This is a genomic window from Microcoleus sp. S13C4 (assembly GCF_036700865.1).
GTDB lineage: Bacteria > Cyanobacteriota > Cyanobacteriia > Cyanobacteriales > Microcoleaceae > Microcoleus.
Genome location: NZ_JAUBPS010000042.1, coordinates 39633 through 63415 on the forward strand (window position 1 = coordinate 39633; position 23783 = coordinate 63415).

Genomic DNA, 23783 nt, shown 5'->3' on the forward strand with positions numbered 1-23783 from the left:
CAATTCCCAATTCCCAATTCCCAATTAAAAAACATATTTTTCAGCGACGCGCCAGTAGCGGGAAAAACGCTTCAAATCAATGTAACCATCGTAGCGGACAAAGGGTTCCGGTGGCAAAACTTCGACACAGATCGATCGCTTAATTTCCCCGCAAATATCCTGAAACCGAGGGCTGGGACTTTCCGCAGTCACCACTTGATTCGCGCCGGATTCGATCGCAAAAGCGATAACTTCCGCAGCCACATCGCCCCGCCGAATAACTACCGGCAACTCCAGCAAACATTCGTAAATAAACACCATTCGTTTGAGACTCAACTGCCATTCATCAATGAGCGCATCATCCCAAACCCAGATGGCGGTTGCCTCTGGGTGCGCTTGAAAAGCGGGGCCTTCAGGACTCAAGCAGTCGCCGTGCAGCCAAATAATCGGATTGTTCATAAATTGTTGACTGTTGACTGTTGACTGTTGACTGTTTATTGTTAACTAATGACTAATGACTAATGACTACTGACTACTGACTTTTTAATTTCTGCGACCTTTTTTAGGGCGATCCCAACTTTTAGAACCACCGCTACGATCGACCTTTTCTCCCGAAGGAAACAATTTCCCTTCCAAATATTCGTAAGTTCCCTCAAAATCGCATTGCCCATAAAGAGGACAATCGCGACAATAAACCCCCTTAGTGTAACGCTCCAAATTTTCCCGATTAAAAAAATAAGACTTGTGGCTAAAAGTGCTGGCTACCCACTGCCAAGAAAGATTATTGCTCGCCGGATCTCCATCTAGCAAATGTTGCAAAAACCAGCGAGCTCCGGCTTGCCAACGAACGCGCCGCCAGTGTACGAGATAAGCGGCCATCCACATCCGCTGGTGGTTGTGCAAATAACCAGTTTCTCGCAACTCGCGGCTGAAACTGTCGATGCAAACCAAACCAGTCGAGCCCTCGACGACATCCTGTGGCAGAGTTTCGCTGTAATCTTTAGCAGTGTAACCAGTTTTGTAGGGTTCCTGGTCTTGCCAAATCCCGTTGCCCAATTCGGCGTACAGTCGCTGCCAATAATCCCGCCAACCCAACTCGTTGACGAGTTTTACAGCCTCTTCTGGATGTCGCACCTTCTCCAGTACGGCATCCCGGACTTCCGCAAGACTCAAAACTCCGTAGCGCAAATAGGGCGACAAGCGCGTTACCGCACCGTTGAGGAAATTGCGGGTTGAGGCGTACTTGCTGGGGTCAATTTGTTGCAGGGCTGTCTCGGCTGCTTTCCGCCCGCCTGGGGTTGGGGGTACGCTGCTGTCCCGGGCGGCGGCTTCGGGGAACTGTTCACGCACATAGGCAATTAATTCGTCGCGGTTGGCAAATTCCCGCTTCATGTCCTGACTCATGGTTTTTTCAAGCGCCTGCTATTCTTTCCTCATGTTAAAGCTATTCGATCATCGGGCGTCTGAGTCGATCGGCCTAAATTGCCCTTCACTCCTGGTAACTCAGATCTTGCACCATTGTCAGCAACAGGCTTTCGGGCCTGTTCCACAAAAGATAAAGATTTCTTGTGGAACAGGCCCGAAAGCCTGTTCATAAAAGGCTAATTGAGAATGGTGCAATATCTCAGTGGTAACGTACAGTTTGCCCCAGCCACAATCGATCGTCGGATCGCAGCCAAAATTAGCATTAAAGTCAGTACACTCAGGGATAGATATCATACCAAAATCTTATGGAAACTTTTCCGGCGGACGTTCAAGCGATCGCCAGCTTAGCTAACCGACAGCAGCAAGGTACAAAACAACTCGACAACAGCGAAGTTCAAGAGTTCGATCGAGCCATGATGCGCCGCTGCATAGAATTGGCTCGCCGTGCTCTCGGCAAAACCGCACCCAACCCCCTTGTCGGTTCTGTAATTGTTCGAGACGGCAAGATTGTCGGCGAAGGGTTTCATCCCGGTGCCGGTCAACCTCACGCCGAAGTTTTTGCGCTCCGGGAAGCGGGGGAACTCGCCGAAGGAGCGACCGTCTACGTGAACCTGGAACCCTGCAACCACTACGGCCGGACTCCCCCCTGTTCCGAAGCTTTAGTTAAGGCCAAGGTGGCAAAAGTAGTGGCTGGCATGGTCGATCCGAATCCTTTGGTAGCTGGCACTGGGCTAGCCCGGTTGCGAGAGGCTGGCATTGAAGTGGTGGCGGGAGTGGAAGGGGAAGCTTGCCAGAAACTCAACGAGGCTTTTGTACACCGGATTTTGTACCGTCGGCCTTTTGGAATTTTGAAATATGCGATGACTTTGGACGGTAAAATTGCTACCACTACCGGCCACAGCGCTTGGGTGACAGGCAAGGAGGCTCGGAGCGAGGTACACCGGGTGCGCGTCGGCTGCGATGCTGTGATTGTTGGGGGAAATACGGTGCGTCTGGACAATCCCCTACTGACGAGTCACAAGCCTGATAGGAATAATCCCCTGCGGGTGGTGATGAGCCGCACTCTGGATTTGCCGAAGTCGGCTTGGTTGTGGGAAACCTCTGTGGCGGCTACTTTGGTGCTGACTGAGCCTGGGGTTAACCCGGAATTTCAGGAATTTTTGATCGCAAAAGGGGTGGAAGTTGTGGAATTGTCGCCGCTGACGCCGACTAATGTTATGGCTTATTTGTACGATCGATCTTTTCTTTCTGTACTCTGGGAGTGTGGCGGCACTTTGGCGGCCGAGGCAATTGCTGAGGGTGCAGTTCAAAAAATTATGGCTTTTATTGCTCCTAAAATTGTCGGCGGCCAAGGAGCTCCAACTCCTGTAGGAGATTTGGGGTTTTCGGTAATGACTGATGCTTTGACTTTAGAGCGGGTTTCTTGGCGCGCAGTGGGTGCAGATTGTGTGGTGGAAGGCTATTTGAAAATTAAAGATTGAAAGTTAAAAGCGAGTCTTTCTAGTTTTTGATTTTTAACTCTTTTTATGGTTGAAATTCTGATTTGGAGTTTGATGGTTGGCAGTCTCGGCTTGGAGGCGGCGCTCGCGGGTGTATTGGTGAGCCGCGAGCAATTGGCTGCGTGGCAAAAATACAACGAGGAGGAGGAAGTTTTGACTCGGTACGAATCTCAAGAAGATAATTTTAATGCGCCTGAAAATGCGCCCTCGAATGGCAATCCCAAACCCGCTCCTAATGCTGTTGATTTGACGGTTTGGGAGTACAAGATTGTGCGGGCTAGCAACGATTTGTTTCGCAATCCTGCGATTTTTCACAAGCTGTGCCAAGAAGAGGCGGAAGTTGGCTGGATTTTGCTAGAAAAGCTGGACGACAGGCGAGTGCGGTTCAAACGTCCGATCGCGCTGCGGGACGCCCCAAGGCCTAATTTACCCACCTTTGACCCTTACCGCACTCATTACGGCCCGATCTCGAATGCGATGAGTTGGGCTGCGGCGATCGTGTTTCTGAGTGCGATCGTGCTTCCTGCTGTTTTGGGCTATGCTTTGGTGTCTACTACTCTAACCAGAAGTCGCTCTAATTGGCCTCCGACACCTGTTCAATCTTTGCCCTCTCCCAGGCGGTAAGAAACTAATAACTGAAAGATCGGCCCCATGGAAGATGGAAGATGGAAGAGAGAATTGTTTGTTTTAATATCAAGTACGGTAAAAAATTTATAATTAGGTTTGTAGTGAGGACTTAAGTCTTCTCTTCTCTTAAGAGGGTGACAACAAACAATTATATTATAAGTCATTAACCGGACAATATCTAACTGACAAACCCGCAGAATAATTTAATTATAAATTTTTATTTAATTCTGCATTCTGTCTTCCACCTTCAGATTTGGACCGCCTTCGAGTGTAAACCCTCATGTCATAGAAGCGGCGTGGGAGAAGGAGCGGAAAGCAATCTCAAGTCATAATTGGTATCGCCTTGAAATGGAGAAACGCGGACGAAATAAGTCCCCGCCGGTAAAGGCCCATTGCTGACAATTGTTTCTGAAGACGTGCCTAACTTGTTAGACGAAGCAATAATATCGTCTAATCCAACTGCGCCGTTGCCGTTGAGATCTTGAATTAATTCAACATCAACATCTGCACTCAAACCGTCAACAGTGACACTGAAAAGGCTGGGAGTATTGAGAATGAAACTGTAAATGTCGGCTGGTTGGGCAGCGCCCACAAAATCGCTCGCAATTAGACTGTCTGTGAGAATACCCAGGCTTTTTGCTGCGTTCAAATTGTCGGCGGGATCGGGGATAGCGCTCAACAGTCCTTCTTGTTGACCGAATTGAATGTAGTGGTCGATCGCACTTTTAACTGCGCCGCTATTGACTGCTGCTGCTACCAGCGGATATTTTTCTAGATAAAAGCTGGGATCGAAGAAAACGCTGGCTTTGCGGTTTTCTAATTGACCGGCTTTGAAGTAGTGTTCAAATGGGGTAAATTGATTTGTTTGGACTGCTGTCTGCACGTCTGGGTTGCTTGCTAGATAGAAACCAACATCGAAGAAAGGGTTGGGGTTGCGTCGTTCAAATTGACCGAATTTAATAAAGTGATCTGCTGCTGAAAAGCCATTGAGTTTGGCTGATACCGCTACATCTGTATTGGTGTCTAAATAATAGCTGGCGTCGAACAGGGCATTCGGGTCGCGATTTTCAAATTTGCCAATTTTTCGGTAGTGATCGAAGGGACTCGATACCGTGCCTCTGGCAACTGCTACGGCGACATCTGGGTTGTTTTCGAGATAAAATTTGCTGTCGAACAGTGTTCTGAGGGTTAGCATTATTAAAAAAATCTCTCTGGACTTTAGTCTGGAAATCGCACGATCGAGAATCCAGTTTACATCAAAGTTTTGTTTTGTGAGGAGGTCTTAATTATGGCTAAATCTGCACTGATGGCAATGCTGCGCCGCGCTGCGACTATTGCCCAGAAATCAAGGGAAACGGGCATTCCGGCTGATGAACTGCTGGGGATGCTGAGCGCTGGCATTCCCAATTCTCCCATATCTCGGCGCCGCTTGCTGCACGGGGGCTTAGCTGCTGCGGGGGCTGTCGCTGCTGCGACTTTTACCAGGGAGGGTGGGGGAGCTTTTGCTCAACAGGGCGGACGATCGCCGATTTTGGTTGTGGGTGCGGGAATTGCGGGTTTGACGGCCGCCTATCGCTTGCGCCAAGGGGGCGTGCGCGCCGATATAATCGAGGCAACTAACCGCGTGGGGGGGCGGATACGCACTATACCCAAGGTGGCTGGAACGCTGATTCCGGCTGATGTGGGGGGAGAATTTATTGACACCGGCCACACTACTTTGATTTCCCTGGCGTCGGAATTGGGCCTGCGCGCGATCGACTTAGCCCAAGTGCAGAATGGACTGGTGAAGGATTCTTTTTTCTTTGAAGGGCGCCGCTTTTCTCTTGAGCAAATAATCGCGGAATTTTCGCCACTAGCGAGTAAAATTACTGCTGATTTGCAGGCGGTTGGCGATGAAATTAGCTATCAAGATTTTACAGAAGCAGCGGAAAGATTGGACAATCTTTCGCTCTCTGAATATGTAAGCCAAGCTGATACTAGCACGATTGTCCGGCAGTTACTCCGCATTGCTTACACGACTGAATACGGTCGAGATCCCGAAGAACAGTCGGCGTTAAATCTGTTGTTTTTAATCGGTTCTAAAGCTGGCAGTTTTGAATTGTACGGCAACAGCGATGAGCGTTATCAAATTGACGGTGGCAACAGTCAAATTATCAACAGTTTAGCAAGTCAATTGTCGGGTTCGATCGAAGCGGGGACGGTTTTGGAAGCGATTACTCTTTTACCGGATGGCCGCTATCGGGTAAATTTGCGATCGGGGCAAAGCGCGTTCGATCGCACTTACGAGCGAGTTTTGTTAACTTTGCCGTTTAGCACTCTGCGAGACGTTAGAATTAACGTACCTTTGCCCCAACCAAAGCGTAGGGCGATCGAGCAATTGGGTTACGGTACTAATTCTAAGTTAGTTACCGGCTACCGCAGCCGAATTTGGCGAGAACTTTACCGATCGACTGCTTCTGTTTATAGCGATTTAGGATTCCAGAATACCTGGGAAGCTACGCCTTTTGCCCCTACTCCTAACGGTTTAGTTACTAATTTTACAGGAGGAAAGCAGGGTTTGTCGATCGGTGCCGGAACTCCAGAAGACCAAGCACAAAGATTTTTGAACCAATTTGAAAGAGTTTTTCCCGGAGTGAGAAATTTGCGATCGGGCAAAGCTGTGCGAGCTTATTGGCCGGGAGAACGCTTTTCTAAAGGTTCTTATGCCTGCTATTTAGTCGGACAGTGGACGCAAATGTACGGGGTTGAAGGCGAACGAGTTGGCAATTTATATTTTGCCGGCGAACACACTTCGCTAGAAAACCAAGGTTACATGGAAGGCGGTTGCGAAACGGGACAAAGGGCGGCTGTTGAAATTTTGCAAGATTTGGGTTTGATACCTGCTGCTGATTCTGTGAATGCTCGAACTGCTAGCAGTTTGAACAGTCGCCGTCCCAGCCGGAAAATTCCCGGAGCGCGGAATCTTGGGAATAGAAAGCCGAGTATTAGATAATCTCGTAAGGCCCGCATCTAAATTCTTGTGGGCCGTTGCTCCTAGCCCGTGCATCTAATTCTTGTGGGGTGGGCTTATAGCCCGCCCAAAAATTTAAATTAGTCGTAAGGTACACCATACAGAGAGATATGCAAACGTAAAATTTATGTGAATTATTATGTACAAATTCTTGCCAAAAAACATGATTGTTTTACCTTTAACACTAGCTTTATCTAGTTTGCTAATGTCGCCGATATCGGCTCGCCCTTTGCTTACAGACTTTACAAATACACTTGCTCAAAATTCACCAGTTGATGAACCTTTTTGCTACATGAAAACCCCCGACGGCAAAACAGTAGACTTGGGCAAATTGTGCGATAAAAAGCCAGCTTCTGGAACTTCCCAAACTTGTATTTCCGGTTCCAACGTTTCTGCAAAAGTGTCAATTGCGGCGGCAAATTATGACGGCAAGTTTTTCAGCGGTCAAGTGCTTAATCAAGGCTGCAAAATAATCAAGAATGTCAAAGTCAATTATGAAGTTTTGGACGAGTCAGGCAATTTAATTGACAACGGATTTATCTACGCTGAACCAGTTACTCTTGCACCCGGACAGTCAGCCGCGTTTCGGGGTGCAGTTGTAGCGGGGGCTAAGGTAGAGGCTACTCATGCCGACGGTCAAGAATGATGGTTGAGATTGGCCCGATCGCTGTTATCATATTTTGGCTCAGATATCTCTAAAAACAGAACTTGCGAGGGCAAAATATCTTGAAAGCTCGATCGACATACTGGCAAATCTTACCCTACCTCCGTCCCCAAAAACAAACCATCGGTAAAGCATTAGCTTGTACCGTAGTATTTACCATATTTTGGCCAATTATAGCGTGGCTAGTTGGCGAAACAGCAAAATTTATAGGCAAAGGAGATTTACAAGGGTTTGCTCAAATTGCTGCACTCAGTGCCATTATATTTCTAATTCGCGGTACAGCCCAGTATGGTCAAGATACGCTGATGGCCAAAGCTGCTTTGACTATTGCTTTAGAAATTCGCAAAAAAGTCTACTCCCATCTTCAAACTCTCAATCTCGGCTACTTTGAAACTGCCAAAACCGGAGACTTATCCTACCGCCTCACCGAAGATATTGACCGCATTGGCGAAGTAGTAAATAAATTTTTTCATCAATTTATCCCTTGTGTTTTGCAGCTAATTGCCGTCCTGGGATATATGATTTATCTCAACTGGCAATTAACCTTGGGTGCATTAATTATTGCACCGCTGATGGCTATTTTAATTGGTTGGTTTGGCGAGAAACTGCTAAGTTACTCGCGGCAAAGTCAAAATCGTATCTCTGATTTATCCGCGTTGCTGACAGAAGTATTCAGCGGCATTCGTTTAATCAAAGCATTTGTGGCTGAAGACTACGAAATTGCCCGCTTTGCAGAAGAAGCAGAACAAAACCGCCGCGCTAAGTATTTGTCCGAACGAGTAAAAGCACTTCAGTTCGTTGTAGTTGGCTTTCTGGAAGCGATGAGCGTAATTTTGCTCTTTTTCCTAGGAGGTTGGCAAATTTCTCAAGGAAACCTCACAGGTACTCAATTTATCAGTTATATCGCAGGGGTGGCACTTTTAATTGACCCCATCGCTATTACAACTGCTAATTACGGGGATTTTAAGCAGGGAGAAGCTTCTAGCGATCGCATTTTTGAATTATTAGCAATTGAACCCACAGTAGTCGAAAAGCCTGGGGCGATCGAACTTCCCCATGTTACAGGCAAAGTCGAATACCGCAACATTAATTTTGCCTATAACTCAGAGACACCCATTCTGCAAAACATGAGTTTGTTGGTGCTTCCCGGAGAAATGATTGCCCTTGTTGGTGCATCCGGTGCGGGTAAAACTACTTTAGTAAACTTGTTACCGAGATTCTACGATCCCCAAGCGGGACAGATTTTAATTGACGGTATTGATATTCAAGATGTCACCTTAAATACTCTGCGGAGGCAAATCGGAATTGTACCGCAAGAAACTATTTTATTTTCGGGTACGATTGCTCAAAATATTGCTTTTGGGCGATCGTATTATGAACTAAAAGATGTTGAAAAAGCGGCGCAAATTGCTAACGCTCATCAATTTATTAGTGAGTTTCCCGACGGTTATCAAACTTGGGTAGGAGAAAGGGGTGTAAATTTATCTGGGGGACAGAAACAAAGAATTGCGATCGCCCGTGCAGTTTTGCTTAATCCGAGAATATTGATTTTGGATGAAGCGACATCGGCGCTGGATTCGGAATCCGAAGGTTTAGTGCAAGAAGCGCTGGAAAGATTGATGCGCGATCGCACTGTGTTTATTATCGCGCACCGCTTGGCTACTGTGCGGAGAGCCGATCGCATTTTAGTTTTGGAAAAAGGCAGAATTGTGGAATCGGGGACGCACGAGGAATTGCTGGAAAAGGGCGACCGCTATGCTGGGTACTACGCTCAACAGTTTAGTCAGTAGGCTATTTTAGAAACCGGGTTTTTGGCCGTTTCTGCTGGCCTCAACGAAGTATTCTCGAAAAAAACCCGGTTTCTGGCTACCCGTGGGTCAGTGATGTTCTAGATGAATAGCGCATATACTTAAAATACAACAACTACCCAAGATATTAAACACAACGAGTCAGTATAGCCATGCCTGCTAAAGATGCCTTTCACGAAGTCGTTAAAATCGCTCTCCAGAAAGATGGATAGCAGATTACTCACGATCCCTACACTTTACAGGCAGGAACTCTCGAACTTTACATCGACTTGGGTGCCGAAAAGGTGGTTGCGGCAGAAAAAGACGGACAGAAAATCGCCGTTGAAATCAAAAGCTTTATTGGCCCATCCAAAATATCCCAATTTTACACAGCTTTAGGACAGTTCATTAGTTATCGAGCAGCTTTACAACAACAAGAAACTGACCGCATTTTATACCTGGCAGTACCCAGTAATGTCTACGATAGTTTTTTCACAATGGGGTTTATTCAGTCTTTAGTTCAACAAAATCAAGTTCATTTGATGATTTACGATATAGACCAAGAGGCGATCGCACAATGGCAAATGTAGACCTTTATAGGCAGCACATCCAAAATCTGCTCTCCCAACACGCTAGTCTTGTTTGGGATGAACGCATTCAGGCTCAAACTATCTTTGATGTCGAGCGCGATCATTATCAATTAGTATATGTCGGCTGGCGCAATCAGCGGCGCATTTATGGCCCGGTTTTGCACCTGGATATTATGGACAATAAAATCTGGATTCAGCAAGATGGAACCGAGGTGGGTATTGCTAACGAACTGGTAGAATTGGGAGTTCCTAAACAAGATATTGTACTTGGGTTTGACCCTCCTAATATGCGAAAATTGAGTGAATTTGCAATAGAATAAATTAGGTTTAACTGTTCCAGTAGTTTCTTTATTATTGAAGTTCCCGGTCAATTTCTTCAACAGTTCTGGAAACATGACGGCTGCGGATTTCTGTAAGCAATTCCAACACTTTACGCCGCCCGCCTTGAGGCTTTTCTGGTATAATCACAAAAACTTCAACCTCTTCGCCCACAGATCCAGGCGGCACTTGAATTTCAAGTTTATTTCCTGCAAGAACTTTGGTTGTAATCCGTATTGCTGACTGCATACTTCCTCCTTTTCGATGATTAATTTTCAACAGCACCTAAAGCTTTGAGCGTGGCTTTTTCAACTTCCGTTAAACCCGTAACGCCCGCGATATTCATCTCCTCATAAGGTCTGTCACTTTTAAGTATTTTGAGGCACTCACCCGTCTCAACATCCCAAAGTATAATTGTGCCATCCCGACTACAAGCAGCAATAATTTTTTCATTTGAACAGAAGGCAACTGAGTTAATTCTACTGGTATGATCTTGCAAAATTTTTAGACATTTACCTGTACGGATATCCCATATTCTTACCGTTCCATCTACACTTCCACTAGCAACTATTTCACCCGAATAACTAAAGGCAACTGAACGTATCCAATCAGTATGCCCGTGAAAAATATTGAGGCATTCACCGCTGTTGATATCCCATAGTCTTACTGTTTGATCGATACTTCCACTGGCAAGTATTTCACCGTTGTGGCTAAAGGCGATCGCGCGTACCCAATCCGTATGCCCCTGCAATATTTGGAGGCATTCACCAGTATGGATATCCCACAGCCTCACCGTTCCGTCAAAACCTTCACTGGCAAATATCTCGCCCAAAGGACTGAAAGCAGCCGAGTATACATAATTGTTATGTCCGTGCAACGTTTTGAGGCATTCGCCAGTACCGATATCCCACAGCCTCACCGTTTGGTCATAACCTGCACTCGCAAGTATTTCACCATTTGGACTGAAGGCGATCGATCGTGTTTCATTGCCAAATTCTGGCAAAGTATGAAGGCATTCACCACTGCGAATATCCCACAGTTTCAGTGTTTGGTCATAACTAGCGCTGGCAAGTATTTGACCCGAAGGATTGAAGGCAACTAAGTTTACCCGATCGAGGTGCCCGTACAAAATTTGGAGGCACTTACCACTGCTGACATCCCACAGCTTGACAGTTTGTTCGTCATCGCCGCTAGCAAGTATTTTACCGTTTGGACTGAAGGCGATCGATATTACTTGATTGCGATGCCCTTGCAGTGTATTCAAGCATTCACCGCTGTCGATATCCCACAGCCTCAGCGTTTTATCGTAACTACCGCTAACAAGTATTTCACCGTTTGGACTGAAGGCGACTGACCTTACTTGATTGCTATGTCCTTGCAAAGTATTCAAGCATTCTCCAGTGCGGATATCCCACAGCTTTGCAGTTCGATCGTGACTTCCACTTGCGAGTATTTCGCCCGAAGGACTGAAGGCTATTGACCGTACTCGATCGCCATGTCCCTCCAAAGTTTTGAGACATTCACCGCTACTGATATCCCACAGTTTCACTGTTTTTTCGCTGCTGCCACTAGCAAGTATTTCACCCGCAGGATGGAAAGCTACTGAAAACACGTTTTTAGTATGACCGTACAAAATTTTGAGGCATTCACCAGTACCGACATTCCACAGCCTTACTGTTGTGTCGCCACTTCCACTGGCTAACATCTCACCAGCAGGATGAAAAGCCACTGAAAATACAACTTTAGTATGGTCTTGCAAAATTTTGCAGCATTCACCCGTGTGAATATCCCATAACCTGATCGCGCCATCAAAACTCCCGCTAGCGAGTATATTTCCATCAGGATTGAAGGTGACTGACATTACCGATCCGGTATGTCCCTGCAAAACTTTTAAACATTCACCAGTCTTGACATCCCATAACTTGATTGTATTTTCATAACTCCCGCTAGCAAGTATCTTACCGTCAGGACTAAAGGCGACTGACTCCACCACGTTGGTATGTCCTTTACAGGTCAATATTTCTCTGCAACTGCTAGCTTCCCACAAGCGAACTATGCCATCAGTATCACCTGTAGCTAACAGTTTGCCATCGGGACTAAATATGACCGATCGCACGCTGCTGAAGATTTTAGTAAAAGCAGAATTAGCCAAATTAGCTTCCGCAAAGTTGACGCGACGCAGCGCCGCATTTGTCAAATCAGCACCTAAAATAACCGCACGAGAAAGGTCTTTTGCTTCTAACGCAGTGCGATCGATTTTCACCAACAGCGTCGCCGCATTCCCTCCCACATAACCTACCTCACTTTCTGTTTTTCCCCGCGTTGCTTCCACAATTTCCAATAATTCCTCCGTAGCTGCCCCTACATCGAGGCAGGGCCGGCACGAGGACACCGCCCCTACCATTGGTAACAACAAATCCATTACTGCTTTTGTCAGCGGCGCGTGTCCGAAACTCTGGCGAAGTTGCCCTAAATCTTCAGCAACAAATCCCTGCAAAGGCGCAATAAGTTCACCATTATTTCTCTTTTGGGCTTGCAATCGACAATAATTAGACCAAGCATATTTTTGAGGCGCTGCATTACGATCTAAACAAGACTGTTCAGGCGCAACTAATTCGGTAAAATCTGCGGCCAAAACTCCCAATTCCGCTGCAAATTTATAAGCGACAAAAAACTCTAATAACGAACGGTGCGCCGGAGTATAATCGCCATCTGCATTGCGAATCAGCATCGTTTGACCCATCATGTCGTAGTGCCAGTGGTCTAAGTCTTTTTCCTCTTGGACGACGGAACCAAACAGGTTGCGAATGCGATCGGGAAAACCGCGATAATTCAGGCTCATTTGGTCGGTAGACAGCATTTCCCAAGACAATTCGCACAAAAAGTAAAGCTTATCTGCTAACGAAGTAAAGGTGCGTTCTGCTTTAATATCTCTCTCTATCTTCCGCCGCACCGCATACAGATAGATCCGCGACATATCGACTGGTTTTCCAGCTTCAATATCGGGCAATGCTTCCAAAATTAACTCAGTCATCACCGGGCGACGCGCTAAATCCAATAGTTGCGGGTTTCCCATCACTTTTTCGACAGTCGCGGCTTCTGTTTGAAATGACAGCGCTTGCCCAATTTGCTCGTCGTTAAATTTCTCTAATTCTAAGACTTCAAATTGGGGAGTTTCGCCAGTTAAAATGGTTGTTGATGCTTGCAGTTCTGCATTGAACAATGCCCGTCCTTCCTTGCCTTCAGGAAAGTGTTCGGTACGGCAAGTGAGGATGACTTTTGCGCCGGGAACGACGGCTTTTGCTAGTTCCCAGAAGTTGTTGATGGTTTCTTGCCGATCGCACTTAGCGGCCATTTCATCAAAACCATCGAAAATCAGCAGAAATTTGCCCATGCGATTGAGTTGTTCAAAAGCCGAATAACCCGCCAAAGGTATCTCGTGCTTCCGAAAGAAAAACTCGGAAAATAGCGACTCGACACTAACTGCTTTGGCGTAATCTCGCAAAGGAATTACTAAGGGTAAACGCGGACGTTCTAAGCCGCGCTTTTGAGCTTTTTTGTAGCGTTGCAGCGCCATCCAAGCATAGTGCATCGCAAACCAAGTTTTACCCGTCCCAAATTCTCCTAAAACAGAAATATGTTCTTTAACTGGGTCATCTAACCACAGGTCAATATAACCTTCGATCCAGCCCTCTCGATCGCCATAATGACTCACGCCTATCTTGCGCTGAGTATCGGGGTCAAGTTCTTCTTTTGTACAAGCTAACGGCACATATTTAGTATCAATTCCTCGGCTGGTGATTTCAGTTTCTAGCCAATCCAGATAAGCAGTAAAATCGGCATCTTGGTCGAGTAATTCATCAAAAGTATAGCAAGCTAAATTACTATTTTCGGCTTTTTCTACTTCAATCCGTGCGGCGCTACTAATGCGGCGGGCAGTGACTAACCAGCCTTCATCGGTGCGCTGTTTTTCCACCGACTCGCGCAAGGCTGAGATGTCTCTGAGTCCTGCTTCTCCGGCAATTCCGCGCACTAAAATGCGATCGTACCGATTGCGTCTGACGGGGACATTGATAATCCATTCAAAATAGTTATCTTCCGAGATTTGATATGGCTCAAACTTATAACTTAATGTTTCAAACCAACCTCGAACTTGTTGCGATAAAATAAAAACTTTAGACTTTTGAATATTGCTTGATTCGGCTGCTGGAAGTGCGGGATAATCTTCACATTCCAGTCGTGCAAATTCGGTGCGAATTCCTTCGAGTGTGGGGAGGCGTTCGATGCGATCCATTACCATAGATAGGCGTTTTTGCAAAGAGGCGATCGCATTTCCCACCATTACATCTCCCAGCGTCCGCGTCCGCTTTGCTACTTCCATAAACACAGCGGCAAATGCCATGAATTCCCGTCTGGGGTCAATGCCTAAATCTCGAATTTCTTTGCCTAAAGCGCTCTCATTCAGATAGTCATCGCCTGCTTTAATTAAAATAGCGGGGCTATCGGACTCGAAGGCTTGGCGAAATGCTGATTCAATCTCTTTTTGGCGAAACAGTTCTAAAATCTGCTTGGGTTTGCCAGCGCCGTATTCTACTAAAGTATAAACATAAACTCCGCTAAAATCTGCGGGCGGAGCATCGGGGTCGAGATTAAATCTTTTTAAGATTTTGATGACTGTTTCGTTGCGCTGAAACTTGTCTTTGATAGTGCCGAAGGGAATTGCCGTCACGAGGCTGATAACTAAGTCGAGACTAATTAACATGATTTAGGCTTTCCTGTTTTTCCGTGGAAGTAATGCTCAAATCTAGAATCGGTAGGCTGTGTCCCTGAAATGCGCTGCGGGTCGTAAATTGCTCTAATTCTATGTTAACAGGAGTTACGCACTCCGGCAAAAGAAACCGGGTTTTTACAGACTCTGCTGGCTGGAAGGAAATATTTTCCGAAAAAACCCGGTTTCTGACTACCCGTGTGTAGGTTATATTCAGTTAATTAGCTTAGCAAATTTTACAAAGAATGACAAGAATAAAAGAGAGCAAAAACCGACATATTTTGTAGTAAAATTAACGAGCATATTAGTTGTTATATCCTGAATGCAAAAGTTAAAATATAGATAACTAACAAATAAAACTTGCTATCTATGAAAATACAATCTTCGGTCTTAGTCCACCTGGGATTTGGCAAATATGTACGATCGGACAAAGTGACAGCAGTAATCCCAATCGAAGCAGAACGCGGCCCCGGACGACGCACTTTCGTCCACGTAGACGGCGAAGCAGACCCGATTGTTGCTTCGCGCGGTGAAGATACGATCGTGCGCGATTTGGTGCAAGAACCGCGCGAAATTACTCAAGCTCGCCAACAACAAGAAATCCTGCAAGATTTACTGGCAGATTTGAGCAATGTCAATGTCACCGTCCGCCGCATCAGCCGCGATGAAGGTGGACTCGATCTAGAACTTTTAGAGCGTCGGATTCGCCAAATCTTAGACGCCTAAAAATTAAAGACCGCCCGGGCGGTCTTTCTTATTGTTTGTGTCGCTAAAAATTTTAAGTTATGGGTTTCAATGTAATTTCGAGATCCGCTAAACCAGTGAGTTTTTCCACGACTGGCTCTTCTTCAACTCGCGGTACAAAAATAGTTAAAGCTCCCGGGATGCACTCAATAGAAACCGGAGTCATGCCGAAGATTTCCCCGTCTACAACCACTTTTTGAGGCGGATCGGCACTAATCGTTACTTTTTTTGCCCGCAAATAACCGATGTCGTCGCGATCCGTAGGATTGCCACTCAAAGCTGTTTGCAATAGATGATAAGAAGCGGCGATCGCCCCTGCTTTATTCTGAGGCGCAACCAGCGTCACATCCAGCAAGCCGTCATCAAAAATAATCCCCGCCGGGCCTTGAGCTAAAATGGAAGTAGCCGGCGCTGCATTCGCCACCGTCACCGCCACAGCAGTAACGCTGATAATTTTATCCTCGGTTTCGATTTCCGCTTCAAACCTTTCTAAATTGTTTAACTGTTTAATTCCCGATAGAATGTAAGCCAACATTCCCCAGCGATTCTTCATTTCGCGATCGGCTAGTTCGACGGTTTCTGCCTCAAAGCCCACTCCAGCTAACAAAACCATCGGCATTTCACCGTTGCAAATCGCCGCATCCACCACCCGCGTCAACCCTCCCAAAATATTTTCGCAGGCGGTGTCAATAGTATTAGGAATGTCTAAAGCATTAGCAAAAGCATTAGCAGTTCCCCGCGAAATAATTCCTAAAGGAATATTTGTGCTGACAATCGCCCCAGCAACTGCGGATAATGTGCCGTCGCCCCCGGAAGCAATAATTGCCTCAACTCCCCTAGCAACTGCTTCGCGGGCGATTTGATCCGCGTCTAATTCTGGGGTTGTCAGCCGAATGTCTAAGTCAATAAAAGGCTCTAAAAGTTCCTGAATTCTAGCTAAGTCTTGGTCGGGGTCACTGTTGCCGGCGACGGGATTAAAAATTAGGCAAGCTGAACGGTTCATATTTGGTAATAGGTAATTGGTAATGGGTAATGGGTGAACTGAAACCCTCGATTTTTTTCGCTTGTATCGAAGTTTCGATCGCCCTAAATCCCCCTAAATAAGGCCCACTTTGAGTGTTCTTGTCCTCCCCCCTTATTAAGGGGGGTTAGGGGGAATCAACACTCAACTATAACCCTGATTTAGACATGGTTGTAACCTTAAGTTTACACAAATGCAAGGCCCGCCAAACTCGGACAACCACCCTCACCTATTTTTCAAAGGTTTAATTAAGACTTGACAAAAGTCCACTCTAAGACTTCGCGCGGAGCTTTGTGCAGCGCTTCCTTGATTTCCTCGTTGCTGTCGAACTGCACTCGATCCAAATGACACGCTTCGACGTTCACAGTAAATTTATCGTCTTCAAAAGGCCAAGGAGTTACAGTCACGAGTTCGTTGCTGTTCTGTACAATATCGTAGCGCTTACCGTCCGGGCCGACACTAATTTCTAAAGCTCGTTCTCCGGCGGGTAACTCGCGACTGCAAAGAATTAATGATAGCCGATCGCACCACTGGAAAAAAGCATAAGCTGCTGTAGCATCTTCCTCAGAAATTTGCAACTCTTTTTGCCATTTTTTTTGATTTTCCAGTTGTTCGTCCAAAAACTCGTCGAGTTCCTTCGACTCTCCCCGCTTTCCTTCATTGAGAAAGCTCATGTGCATAGAAATCAGCATGGCTACCCACCTACCGCGATATAGCGCATTTTGCGCCATGGCTTTAATTTTCGGCAGAGACGTTTCCGTCTGCAACGTAAAATCTAAGGGCGCGCCCGCTTCAGTCAATATATGTTCTTCCCACTCTTTCTCTAAATCGTCGTGATGAGAAATGGCTGCGATGGTTTCATATAAGCGAAGCGGAGATTTCGAGCGCTTCCACTGGCCGCCAAGTTGGGCCGCGAGCAAAGCGTGGGCGCGGTGGTAAATAATTTCCCAGCCGGTGGCGGTTAAGTTAGCAATCATTGAATTTTTCTCCTCAATTAAGTTAATACGAGTATTTTGTGAGAGCATTCGGCTCTCCCTCCCCCTAACCTTAAAAACGGGGGAATCGGTCAAAGTCTACCTTTTCAAGGTGACTCGATACTTGCAGAAAAACTCAAGTTAAATCACAAAAGGTTCGATCGAGATATCCTGCCATTTCCCCTCAAATCGTTCGACAATCAAAGGTCGGATGCGGAACTTCGGGGGACACCCATCGAGAACATCAATCCGCAAACACGAATAAGGACGGCGTTTGTGGGAACCTTGGCCGCTGCGGCCGACAAATAGCAAAGATTCCGCTATCCGCCGATCGCCTTTTTGCGATCGCCCGCCCTCACGCGCCAATCGATCGGCTTCTGGACTCCATACTTCCTCCAACACCGGCCCTTCCGGGCGCTGGCGGCGGAGACTGTGGCCGCTTCCCCCGCATACAAGCCAATTAATCCCAGAGTCGCCGTGGCCGGTATTCCCTGTCCGCAGGTATTCCAAACAGTGGGCGTGGCCCGTCAGCACCAAATCTACTAGCGGACGCCCCCGCGCCACATCCCCAACGGCATCCGCCACCCCGTCAAGTACCTCGCGCAATCGCAACCGCACCGCCAAAGTTTGAGCTTGATTCCACTTTGTCGCCTCTGTCACGTAGGGGGGGTGGTGCAGGTAAATTACCCGCCCCCGCACCTCGGAATCGCGCCAAGAGTTAATCAGCCTTTTTTTGAGCCATTCGAGCTGTTCAACGTCTGTGGCGGCCGTTTTGTCGGGGGACAGTTGTTTGTCAATATCTATCAGCATTTCGTCAACTTGCTCTAATTTGGCTGCCAAGTCGTCTAGCTGTTCGGCTTCCTCAAGAATTTGGGGGTTGAGCCGATCGCAGATTTCGAGCATTGCCAATTTTTCTTGTTCCAATTTCTGCCGATCGAGTTCCAAATTCTGGCGGCGAATGTCGCCCTGTTTGGTTTTCGGGATCGGCAATGGCTCGTTGAAGGTGTTGGAGTCAAGGGCGAAGAAGTCTATGCCGCCGCTGCAGAAGGTGTAGTAGCGGTTGGGTAAGCGGGTAAAGCGTCCGGGTTGGTAACGGAGGCAGCGGCCTGTGCTGCTGCTGGCGGTGTAGTGGGCGTCTAGGTGGCGATCGAGCTCTCCCGGCATTTTGTGAGCTTGCAGGTAGTCGAGAAAGGCTTTGGCGTAGGCATTTCCGCGATCGGAACCGTGCCAGCCGACATCAAGATCCAACTTGGAACCCAACAGCCGGCGCAGCGGCAAAGCTGTCGCCGACAGAATGCCGTAGACTATCGGCAAGTCGTAATAGTCGTGGTTTCCCGGTACGGGCAAAAACGGAAAATTAAACACCATGCGATCGTAGGCAATCCGAGAGGGATGCTCGCCGCCGACTATAAATTCTCGGTAGGGGCGAATAAAGTTTTGCAAGTAATATTCGCTGGAACCGACGAGATAAACTACATCGCCCGTGTGGAGGACGAAACGGCAAGTTTCGCGTTCGGAGAGCATCAGTTCGGCAATCTGCCGCTGGGGATTGTAGCCGCGGTGATTGCCCGTGCCGCTGTCGCCTACGACTAAAAACGAAAACTCTGGAGAGTCGGTGGTTGGAGATTCCAAAACCATCCGAGTTTGGTCGATTCCCCGATCGACGATCGACTGTTCTTGCCACCGCACCCGCTCGTTCATTTTGCGGATTTTGACTTTTATTTGCGGGTCGGAAACGAATTTCAATTCACCTCTTCTCCAAAATTGCTGAGTTCCTAGTTAATCATAATGTAGCGATCGGGCGAGTTTTTACATCTCTCTAAAAGCTGAAAATCGACGCGCGGGTGGTCAGAAACCGGGTTTTTGACGACAATACTGCCTTACAACTCACATCTTGCACCTTTCTCAATCAGCCTGTTATGGGCGGGCTCTGGGGTTCACCCCACAATAAAATTCACTCTTTGTGGAACAGGTCGTCGGGCCTTTTAAGCGAGAATGGTGCAATGTGTGAGACGATCGCACTCTCCGACTCCAAGCGCGATCGATCCCTACACCCTGCCCGAAATGGGCGACATCAGATAGAACGCAGTAAAAAAATATAAAATGGAAGCAATACAACTGTCTTTATTCTCAAATGACTCAGAACCAATTCCTGCCAAAAAGCAGAAGAAAGCAAAATTAGGGCGTTACGAACGCATCCAACGCGAACTAGAAGCAAATGACTGCGATCCCTACAAGATATTCATTGATATTGAATCTCAGTCACGACCAAAATCAGACTATACATTTGTCGATCTTTTTTGCGGTGCTGGCGGCATGACGCAAGGTTTATTGCAAGCAGGTTTTCGACCAGTAGCGAGTGTTGAAATTAATCCAATCGCCTCGGCAACTCATACAAAAAACTTTCCCGATTGCCATCACTTGTGCGACGATATAAAAAACTTAAATCCCCAAAAGTTGCTCGCTGAAATTGGTTCGCCAGAAGTTCATGTTGTTGTAGGCGGGCCGCCGTGTCAAGGCTTCTCAGTTGCAGGAAAACGCGACCCCAACGACCCTCGAAATCGCTTATTTAGAGAGTTTGTCCGCGTGGTCTCTGAAATACGTCCTTGGTATGTTGTCATGGAAAACGTACCGGGAATATTGACTCTACAAAAAGGATCTGTTAAGCAAGCCATTTGCGAGGCTTTTGAGGAAATTGGCTATCCCCATGTGTCCGTTGCTGTTCTGGAATCCGCAACCTATGGAGTTCCGCAAATCCGGCCGCGAGCCATTTTTATTGCCAATAGATTCGGGATGCCAAACCCCTATCCGAAGCCGCAATTGTTGCCGGAACAATACAAAGCGATTGAGTCAGCAATTGATGATTTACCAGAGTATACTCCCATCCCAGAAATCAACCACGAATGGACTCGTCATTCTGTTCAGTACATGGAAAGACTTGCTAAAGTTCCACCAGGCGGTTCTTTGTATGAAAGCTACGCCGATGCTTTCAAGCGACAGTATCCGGGAAAACCCAGTATGACTGTTAAAGAAAATCACGGTGGCACTCATATTCATCCTTATCTCAACCGCGTTATTTCAGCTCGCGAAATGGCTAGATTGCAAACTTTCCCCGATTCATTTATTTTTGAAGGTTCTATGAAAAAGGCAATGTGGCAAATTGGCAATGCCGTGCCGCCTCGTTTAGCAGAGTGTATCGGTTTTGCACTTATTCCATATTTGGGCGAAAGATTTTTTCTATGTCCAAAGTAGCAAAAGAGGGATGGAATGTTGAAAAGTGTTAAAATATTGTTGACTCATTATTCTAAATAAGCATATTTGTTTAGCTCCACTCGGGTTGGTATTTAGGTAGACAGCTTGGAGAGTCGTCAAAAAATGGTAATTATTGCACAATAATATACTTTTTTACTCTCCATTTAGTGACGACATTTCCTCTACAATTCCCTGAGTCAAAAAGAATTGTAGCTATTTTTTAGGTAAGCCAAATCTTCATTTCGGATGATTAAAGTTGATGGAGAGCCATTTGGACATTCTACTATGTAGCTGCTATTTTTATCGGCGAAACGCTGAGACTTGCAAATTGTATTTTTCCCCGGAACAAAATCAATCTCTCCTGACAGATTGTATTCTATGGGAAACAAATAATTGCAATTGAAGCGAGAAGTAATCTCTATACCATCTTCAGCACCCACAGATTTGATTTCTTTAGGAGTGAAGTATTTATAGCAGGGTGTTATTTTATAATATTGAGACTCATCTATAGGAAATTCATAATAATTTAAAGGAACGGAATCTCGAATTAATGGCCTGGGGGTTTGAACCATCGAAAGCGTATAGACTACTAGCATATCCTTGATATAAATTAGCTTATAAGCTTTTCCTACTAAATCTAGTTTGGGGTTACTACTTTCACAATTTGAAACGAACCACTGAAAATAAGTTATGTCATTAACCTTCTCAAACATCCCTTGTTCGTTTAGGGTAGCAATTTCAAACGTGCCTCCATAACCAGATAATATGTTCTTAAAATCTGTAGCTAATAATGCTCCACAAATAGTTAGCGAGTTTATAACAGCTTCGTCGAATTCACTATTTTTTTTAGGTATTGATGGCTGTCTTGGTTGAACTATTTCTTCTAATAAATGTATTAGGTGGTTACTACCAGAACCAGCTATTAATGTATTCCCATACGGAGGTATTGTTTTTTGATTTATTTCTGTTTTGTTAAAAGAATAATTAAATTGTTTTATGCCGTCATCATCAATAATATATCCTATAAAACCAACCTCTATATTTCCCATCCACTCTATTGCTTCGTCACTTTCAAAAAAGGCTTTTAAAGATTTTTGTGTGAATTCTTTTTTGTCATTACGGTCTTTAATTTCTTTTAAAATTGTGTGTGCAGCGCACATATCTCCGCACCAGGCGATCATTAGATTCGAGCTGAGAACATTAACTTTTTGGCGAAGTGTCCGAATTCCGAACCATAAACCTTCAGGAGCAGATTCTTTTATAGTTTCATTAGTAGGGATATTAATACGCTCTGAGGGGTCTGGACAACTTATTAATACATCTCCTATTAGTACAGGATGATTGTTGATGTAGAAGGCAGCTATTAATGTCATTTAACAAATCCTTAAACTTATTGATAGCTCTAATATAACAAAAATAGATTTTTTGGAAAAGAGAAATTAATCTCGGCAGTTGTCTTACAAGATGACCTAAAACACGCAGAATCTTCTGTTTCGATCGACTCATCTGCCAATTTTCAGTCTCTGCGGACGATCGGTCTACGGACGATGTGTCACATATCTGGAAAGTTCGATCGCCCGAAATTCCCCATCCCGACTGAAGACGGAGGCCTCGCAGAGGTACAATAGGACGATCGCATTCCCCAACTCCCACCGTGATAGAGCGCTACACTTTGCCCGAAATGGGCAACATCTGGACTGAAACCGCCAAACTGAAAAGCTGGCTGCAAGTAGAAATCGCTGTCTGCGAAGCTCAAGCCGAACTCGGCTACATCCCCGCCGCCGCAGTCGAAGAAATCAAAGCAAAGGCTAATTTTGACCCCAAACGAGTCCTCGAAATTGAAGCCGAAGTCCGCCACGACATGATCGCCTTCTTGACAAATGTCAACGAATATGTAGGCGATGCCGGCCGCTACATTCACCTCGGCTTAACCAGTTCCGACGTGCTCGATACTGCTTTGGCGCTGCAATTAGTCGCTAGCGTCAATATCTTGTTAGAACGTGTCGAAGAATTGAGTCAAGCTATTCGCTATCAGGCTCAACAGCATCGCAATACCGTCATGGTTGGCCGATCGCACGGAATTCACGCCGAACCCATCACCTTTGGCTTTAAACTAGCAGGATGGCTGGCCGAAGTCTTTCGCAACCGCGCCCGATTAGTGAATTTGCGATCGTCCATTGCAGTCGGCAAAATCTCCGGCGCAGTCGGAACCTATGCTAATATTGACCCGCGAATTGAAGCGATCGCCTGTCAAAACCTCGGACTCGAACCCGATACCGCATCCACTCAAGTCATTTCGCGCGATCGACACGCCGAATACGTCCAAACCTTAGCACTCTTAGCAGCATCGATCGAGCGTTTTGCAGTAGAAATCCGCAACCTGCAACGCACCGACGTTCTCGAAGTCGAAGAATTCTTTTCCAAAGGGCAAAAAGGCTCATCCGCCATGCCCCACAAACGCAACCCGATTCGATCGGAAAGACTCACAGGAATGGCGAGAATCGTCCGCGCCAACGCCGTCGCAGCCTTAGAAAACGTTGCACTTTGGCACGAACGAGACATCTCTCACAGTTCCGTAGAACGGATGATTTTGCCCGACAGTTCTACAGTAACTCACTTCATGTTAGTAGAAACCACAGACTTAGTAAAACACCTGCTAGTCTATCCCGAAAACATGAAGCAAAACATGAATCTTTACGGCGGAGTCATCTTCAGCCAGCGCGTGATGCTAGCCTTAGTAGAAAAAGGCACGAGTCGTGAAGACGCATACAAAGTTGTGCAATCTTGTGCTCACGAAGCTTGGAACAAACCGGGCGGCAATTTCTACAATTTAATTGCTAAGGACGATCGGGTAACAGCTAAGATGACCACCAAAGAAATTGATGATTGTTTCGATCCGCAGTATCAATTGAGGCACTTAGATTTAGTGTATCAGCGCTTGGGAATTTGAGGATAATTAACAATTAAAAATGACGCATAGAGAACAGATCGAGCGTTCTCGCGCTTGTCCCACAGTCCGCCGGGGGTTAAAACCCCCGTCTCATAGCTAAAGTCGGTTAAAACTGAGATCTTGCACCATTCTCAATTAGCCCTTGCATTTTGTGCCAAAATGTGAAAAAAAGGAC

The 23783-nt window shown here is 46.2% G+C and carries 20 protein-coding genes; 10 read left to right on the forward strand and 10 right to left on the reverse strand.

Annotation, left to right across the window (positions count from 1 at the left end; translation table 11 throughout):
- Positions 1 to 24 precede the first annotated feature (24 nt).
- The 3 genes from QT996_RS18230 to QT996_RS18240 all read right to left on the reverse strand — a co-directional run bounded on the left by QT996_RS18230 (position 25) and on the right by QT996_RS18240 (position 1698).
- Positions 25 to 438 (reverse strand): hypothetical protein, encoded by a 414-nt coding sequence (locus QT996_RS18230; RefSeq protein WP_333048139.1) that lies wholly within the window; start codon positions 436 to 438, stop codon positions 25 to 27.
- A gap of 84 nt (positions 439 to 522) precedes the next feature.
- The gene (locus QT996_RS18235) at positions 523 to 1383 is read right to left on the reverse strand and encodes an FAD-binding domain-containing protein (RefSeq protein ID WP_333048140.1); all 861 of its coding nucleotides are present in this window, start codon (positions 1381 to 1383) and stop codon (positions 523 to 525) included.
- A 117-nt stretch (positions 1384 to 1500) separates the two neighbouring features.
- Positions 1501 to 1698 carry a hypothetical protein gene (locus QT996_RS18240; RefSeq protein ID WP_333048141.1) on the reverse strand — a complete coding sequence of 66 codons (198 nt, stop codon included), beginning with the start codon at positions 1696 to 1698 and terminating at the stop codon, positions 1501 to 1503.
- An 11-nt stretch (positions 1699 to 1709) separates the two neighbouring features.
- Between QT996_RS18240 and ribD the strand changes: the two genes are divergently transcribed.
- Both ribD and QT996_RS18250 read left to right on the forward strand, forming a co-directional pair.
- Positions 1710 to 2885: a bifunctional diaminohydroxyphosphoribosylaminopyrimidine deaminase/5-amino-6-(5-phosphoribosylamino)uracil reductase RibD gene (gene ribD / locus QT996_RS18245; protein WP_333048143.1), complete on the forward strand. Its 1176-nt coding sequence runs from the start codon at positions 1710 to 1712 to the stop codon at positions 2883 to 2885.
- Positions 2886 to 2930: 45 nt separating this feature from the next.
- Complete coding sequence (locus QT996_RS18250; protein ID WP_333048144.1) at positions 2931 to 3527, forward strand: hypothetical protein; 597 nt, start codon at positions 2931 to 2933, stop codon at positions 3525 to 3527.
- 286 nt (positions 3528 to 3813) lie between these two features.
- On the opposite strand, the gene QT996_RS18255 is transcribed toward QT996_RS18250, so the two are convergent.
- Positions 3814 to 4725, reverse strand: a complete 912-nt coding sequence (locus QT996_RS18255) for a PPC domain-containing protein (protein ID WP_333048145.1) — start codon at positions 4723 to 4725, stop codon at positions 3814 to 3816.
- A 93-nt stretch (positions 4726 to 4818) separates the two neighbouring features.
- On the opposite strand from QT996_RS18255, the gene QT996_RS18260 reads away from it, so the two are divergent.
- From QT996_RS18260 to QT996_RS18280, 5 genes are all read left to right on the forward strand, one after another.
- Positions 4819 to 6522: an NAD(P)/FAD-dependent oxidoreductase gene (locus tag QT996_RS18260; protein WP_333048146.1), complete on the forward strand. Its 1704-nt coding sequence runs from the start codon at positions 4819 to 4821 to the stop codon at positions 6520 to 6522.
- 181 nt (positions 6523 to 6703) lie between these two features.
- Positions 6704 to 7186 (forward strand): FxLYD domain-containing protein, encoded by a 483-nt coding sequence (locus QT996_RS18265; RefSeq protein WP_333048148.1) that lies wholly within the window; start codon positions 6704 to 6706, stop codon positions 7184 to 7186.
- Between the two features lie 80 nt (positions 7187 to 7266).
- Complete coding sequence (locus tag QT996_RS18270; RefSeq protein WP_333048149.1) at positions 7267 to 8994, forward strand: ABC transporter ATP-binding protein; 1728 nt, start codon at positions 7267 to 7269, stop codon at positions 8992 to 8994.
- A 233-nt stretch (positions 8995 to 9227) separates the two neighbouring features.
- Positions 9228 to 9581 carry an element excision factor XisH family protein gene (locus tag QT996_RS18275; protein ID WP_333048165.1) on the forward strand — a complete coding sequence of 118 codons (354 nt, stop codon included), beginning with the start codon at positions 9228 to 9230 and terminating at the stop codon, positions 9579 to 9581.
- Positions 9569 to 9901 (forward strand): XisI protein, encoded by a 333-nt coding sequence (locus tag QT996_RS18280; RefSeq protein ID WP_333048151.1) that lies wholly within the window; start codon positions 9569 to 9571, stop codon positions 9899 to 9901. Before QT996_RS18275 ends, QT996_RS18280 begins: the two co-directional genes overlap by 13 nt.
- A gap of 31 nt (positions 9902 to 9932) precedes the next feature.
- Here the strand turns inward: QT996_RS18280 and QT996_RS18285 are convergent, their stop codons facing one another.
- Both QT996_RS18285 and QT996_RS18290 read right to left on the reverse strand, forming a co-directional pair.
- The gene (locus QT996_RS18285; protein ID WP_333048152.1) at positions 9933 to 10148 is read right to left on the reverse strand and encodes a hypothetical protein; all 216 of its coding nucleotides are present in this window, start codon (positions 10146 to 10148) and stop codon (positions 9933 to 9935) included.
- A 19-nt stretch (positions 10149 to 10167) separates the two neighbouring features.
- The gene (locus QT996_RS18290) at positions 10168 to 14661 is read right to left on the reverse strand and encodes a WD40 domain-containing protein (protein ID WP_333048153.1); all 4494 of its coding nucleotides are present in this window, start codon (positions 14659 to 14661) and stop codon (positions 10168 to 10170) included.
- Between the two features lie 375 nt (positions 14662 to 15036).
- Between QT996_RS18290 and QT996_RS18295 the strand changes: the two genes are divergently transcribed.
- Positions 15037 to 15393: a hypothetical protein gene (locus QT996_RS18295; RefSeq protein ID WP_333048155.1), complete on the forward strand. Its 357-nt coding sequence runs from the start codon at positions 15037 to 15039 to the stop codon at positions 15391 to 15393.
- A gap of 52 nt (positions 15394 to 15445) precedes the next feature.
- Here the strand turns inward: QT996_RS18295 and QT996_RS18300 are convergent, their stop codons facing one another.
- From QT996_RS18300 to QT996_RS18310, 3 genes are all read right to left on the reverse strand, one after another.
- On the reverse strand, positions 15446 to 16414 hold the full coding sequence (locus tag QT996_RS18300; protein ID WP_333048156.1) for a YegS/Rv2252/BmrU family lipid kinase: 969 nt from the start codon (positions 16412 to 16414) through the stop codon (positions 15446 to 15448).
- A 266-nt stretch (positions 16415 to 16680) separates the two neighbouring features.
- Positions 16681 to 17457, reverse strand: a complete 777-nt coding sequence (locus tag QT996_RS18305; RefSeq protein ID WP_333048157.1) for a DUF3891 family protein — start codon at positions 17455 to 17457, stop codon at positions 16681 to 16683.
- Between the two features lie 90 nt (positions 17458 to 17547).
- Positions 17548 to 19152, reverse strand: a complete 1605-nt coding sequence (locus tag QT996_RS18310) for a metallophosphoesterase (protein WP_333048158.1) — start codon at positions 19150 to 19152, stop codon at positions 17548 to 17550.
- 357 nt (positions 19153 to 19509) lie between these two features.
- Here QT996_RS18310 and QT996_RS18315 point away from each other — a divergent pair, with 357 nt between their 5' ends.
- Positions 19510 to 20658: a DNA cytosine methyltransferase gene (locus QT996_RS18315; protein ID WP_333048159.1), complete on the forward strand. Its 1149-nt coding sequence runs from the start codon at positions 19510 to 19512 to the stop codon at positions 20656 to 20658.
- A 197-nt stretch (positions 20659 to 20855) separates the two neighbouring features.
- On the opposite strand, the gene QT996_RS18320 is transcribed toward QT996_RS18315, so the two are convergent.
- Positions 20856 to 22031 (reverse strand): hypothetical protein, encoded by a 1176-nt coding sequence (locus QT996_RS18320; RefSeq protein ID WP_333048160.1) that lies wholly within the window; start codon positions 22029 to 22031, stop codon positions 20856 to 20858.
- Between the two features lie 281 nt (positions 22032 to 22312).
- Between QT996_RS18320 and purB the strand changes: the two genes are divergently transcribed.
- Positions 22313 to 23608: an adenylosuccinate lyase gene (purB, locus tag QT996_RS18325; RefSeq protein ID WP_333048161.1), complete on the forward strand. Its 1296-nt coding sequence runs from the start codon at positions 22313 to 22315 to the stop codon at positions 23606 to 23608.
- Positions 23609 to 23783 lie beyond the last annotated feature (175 nt).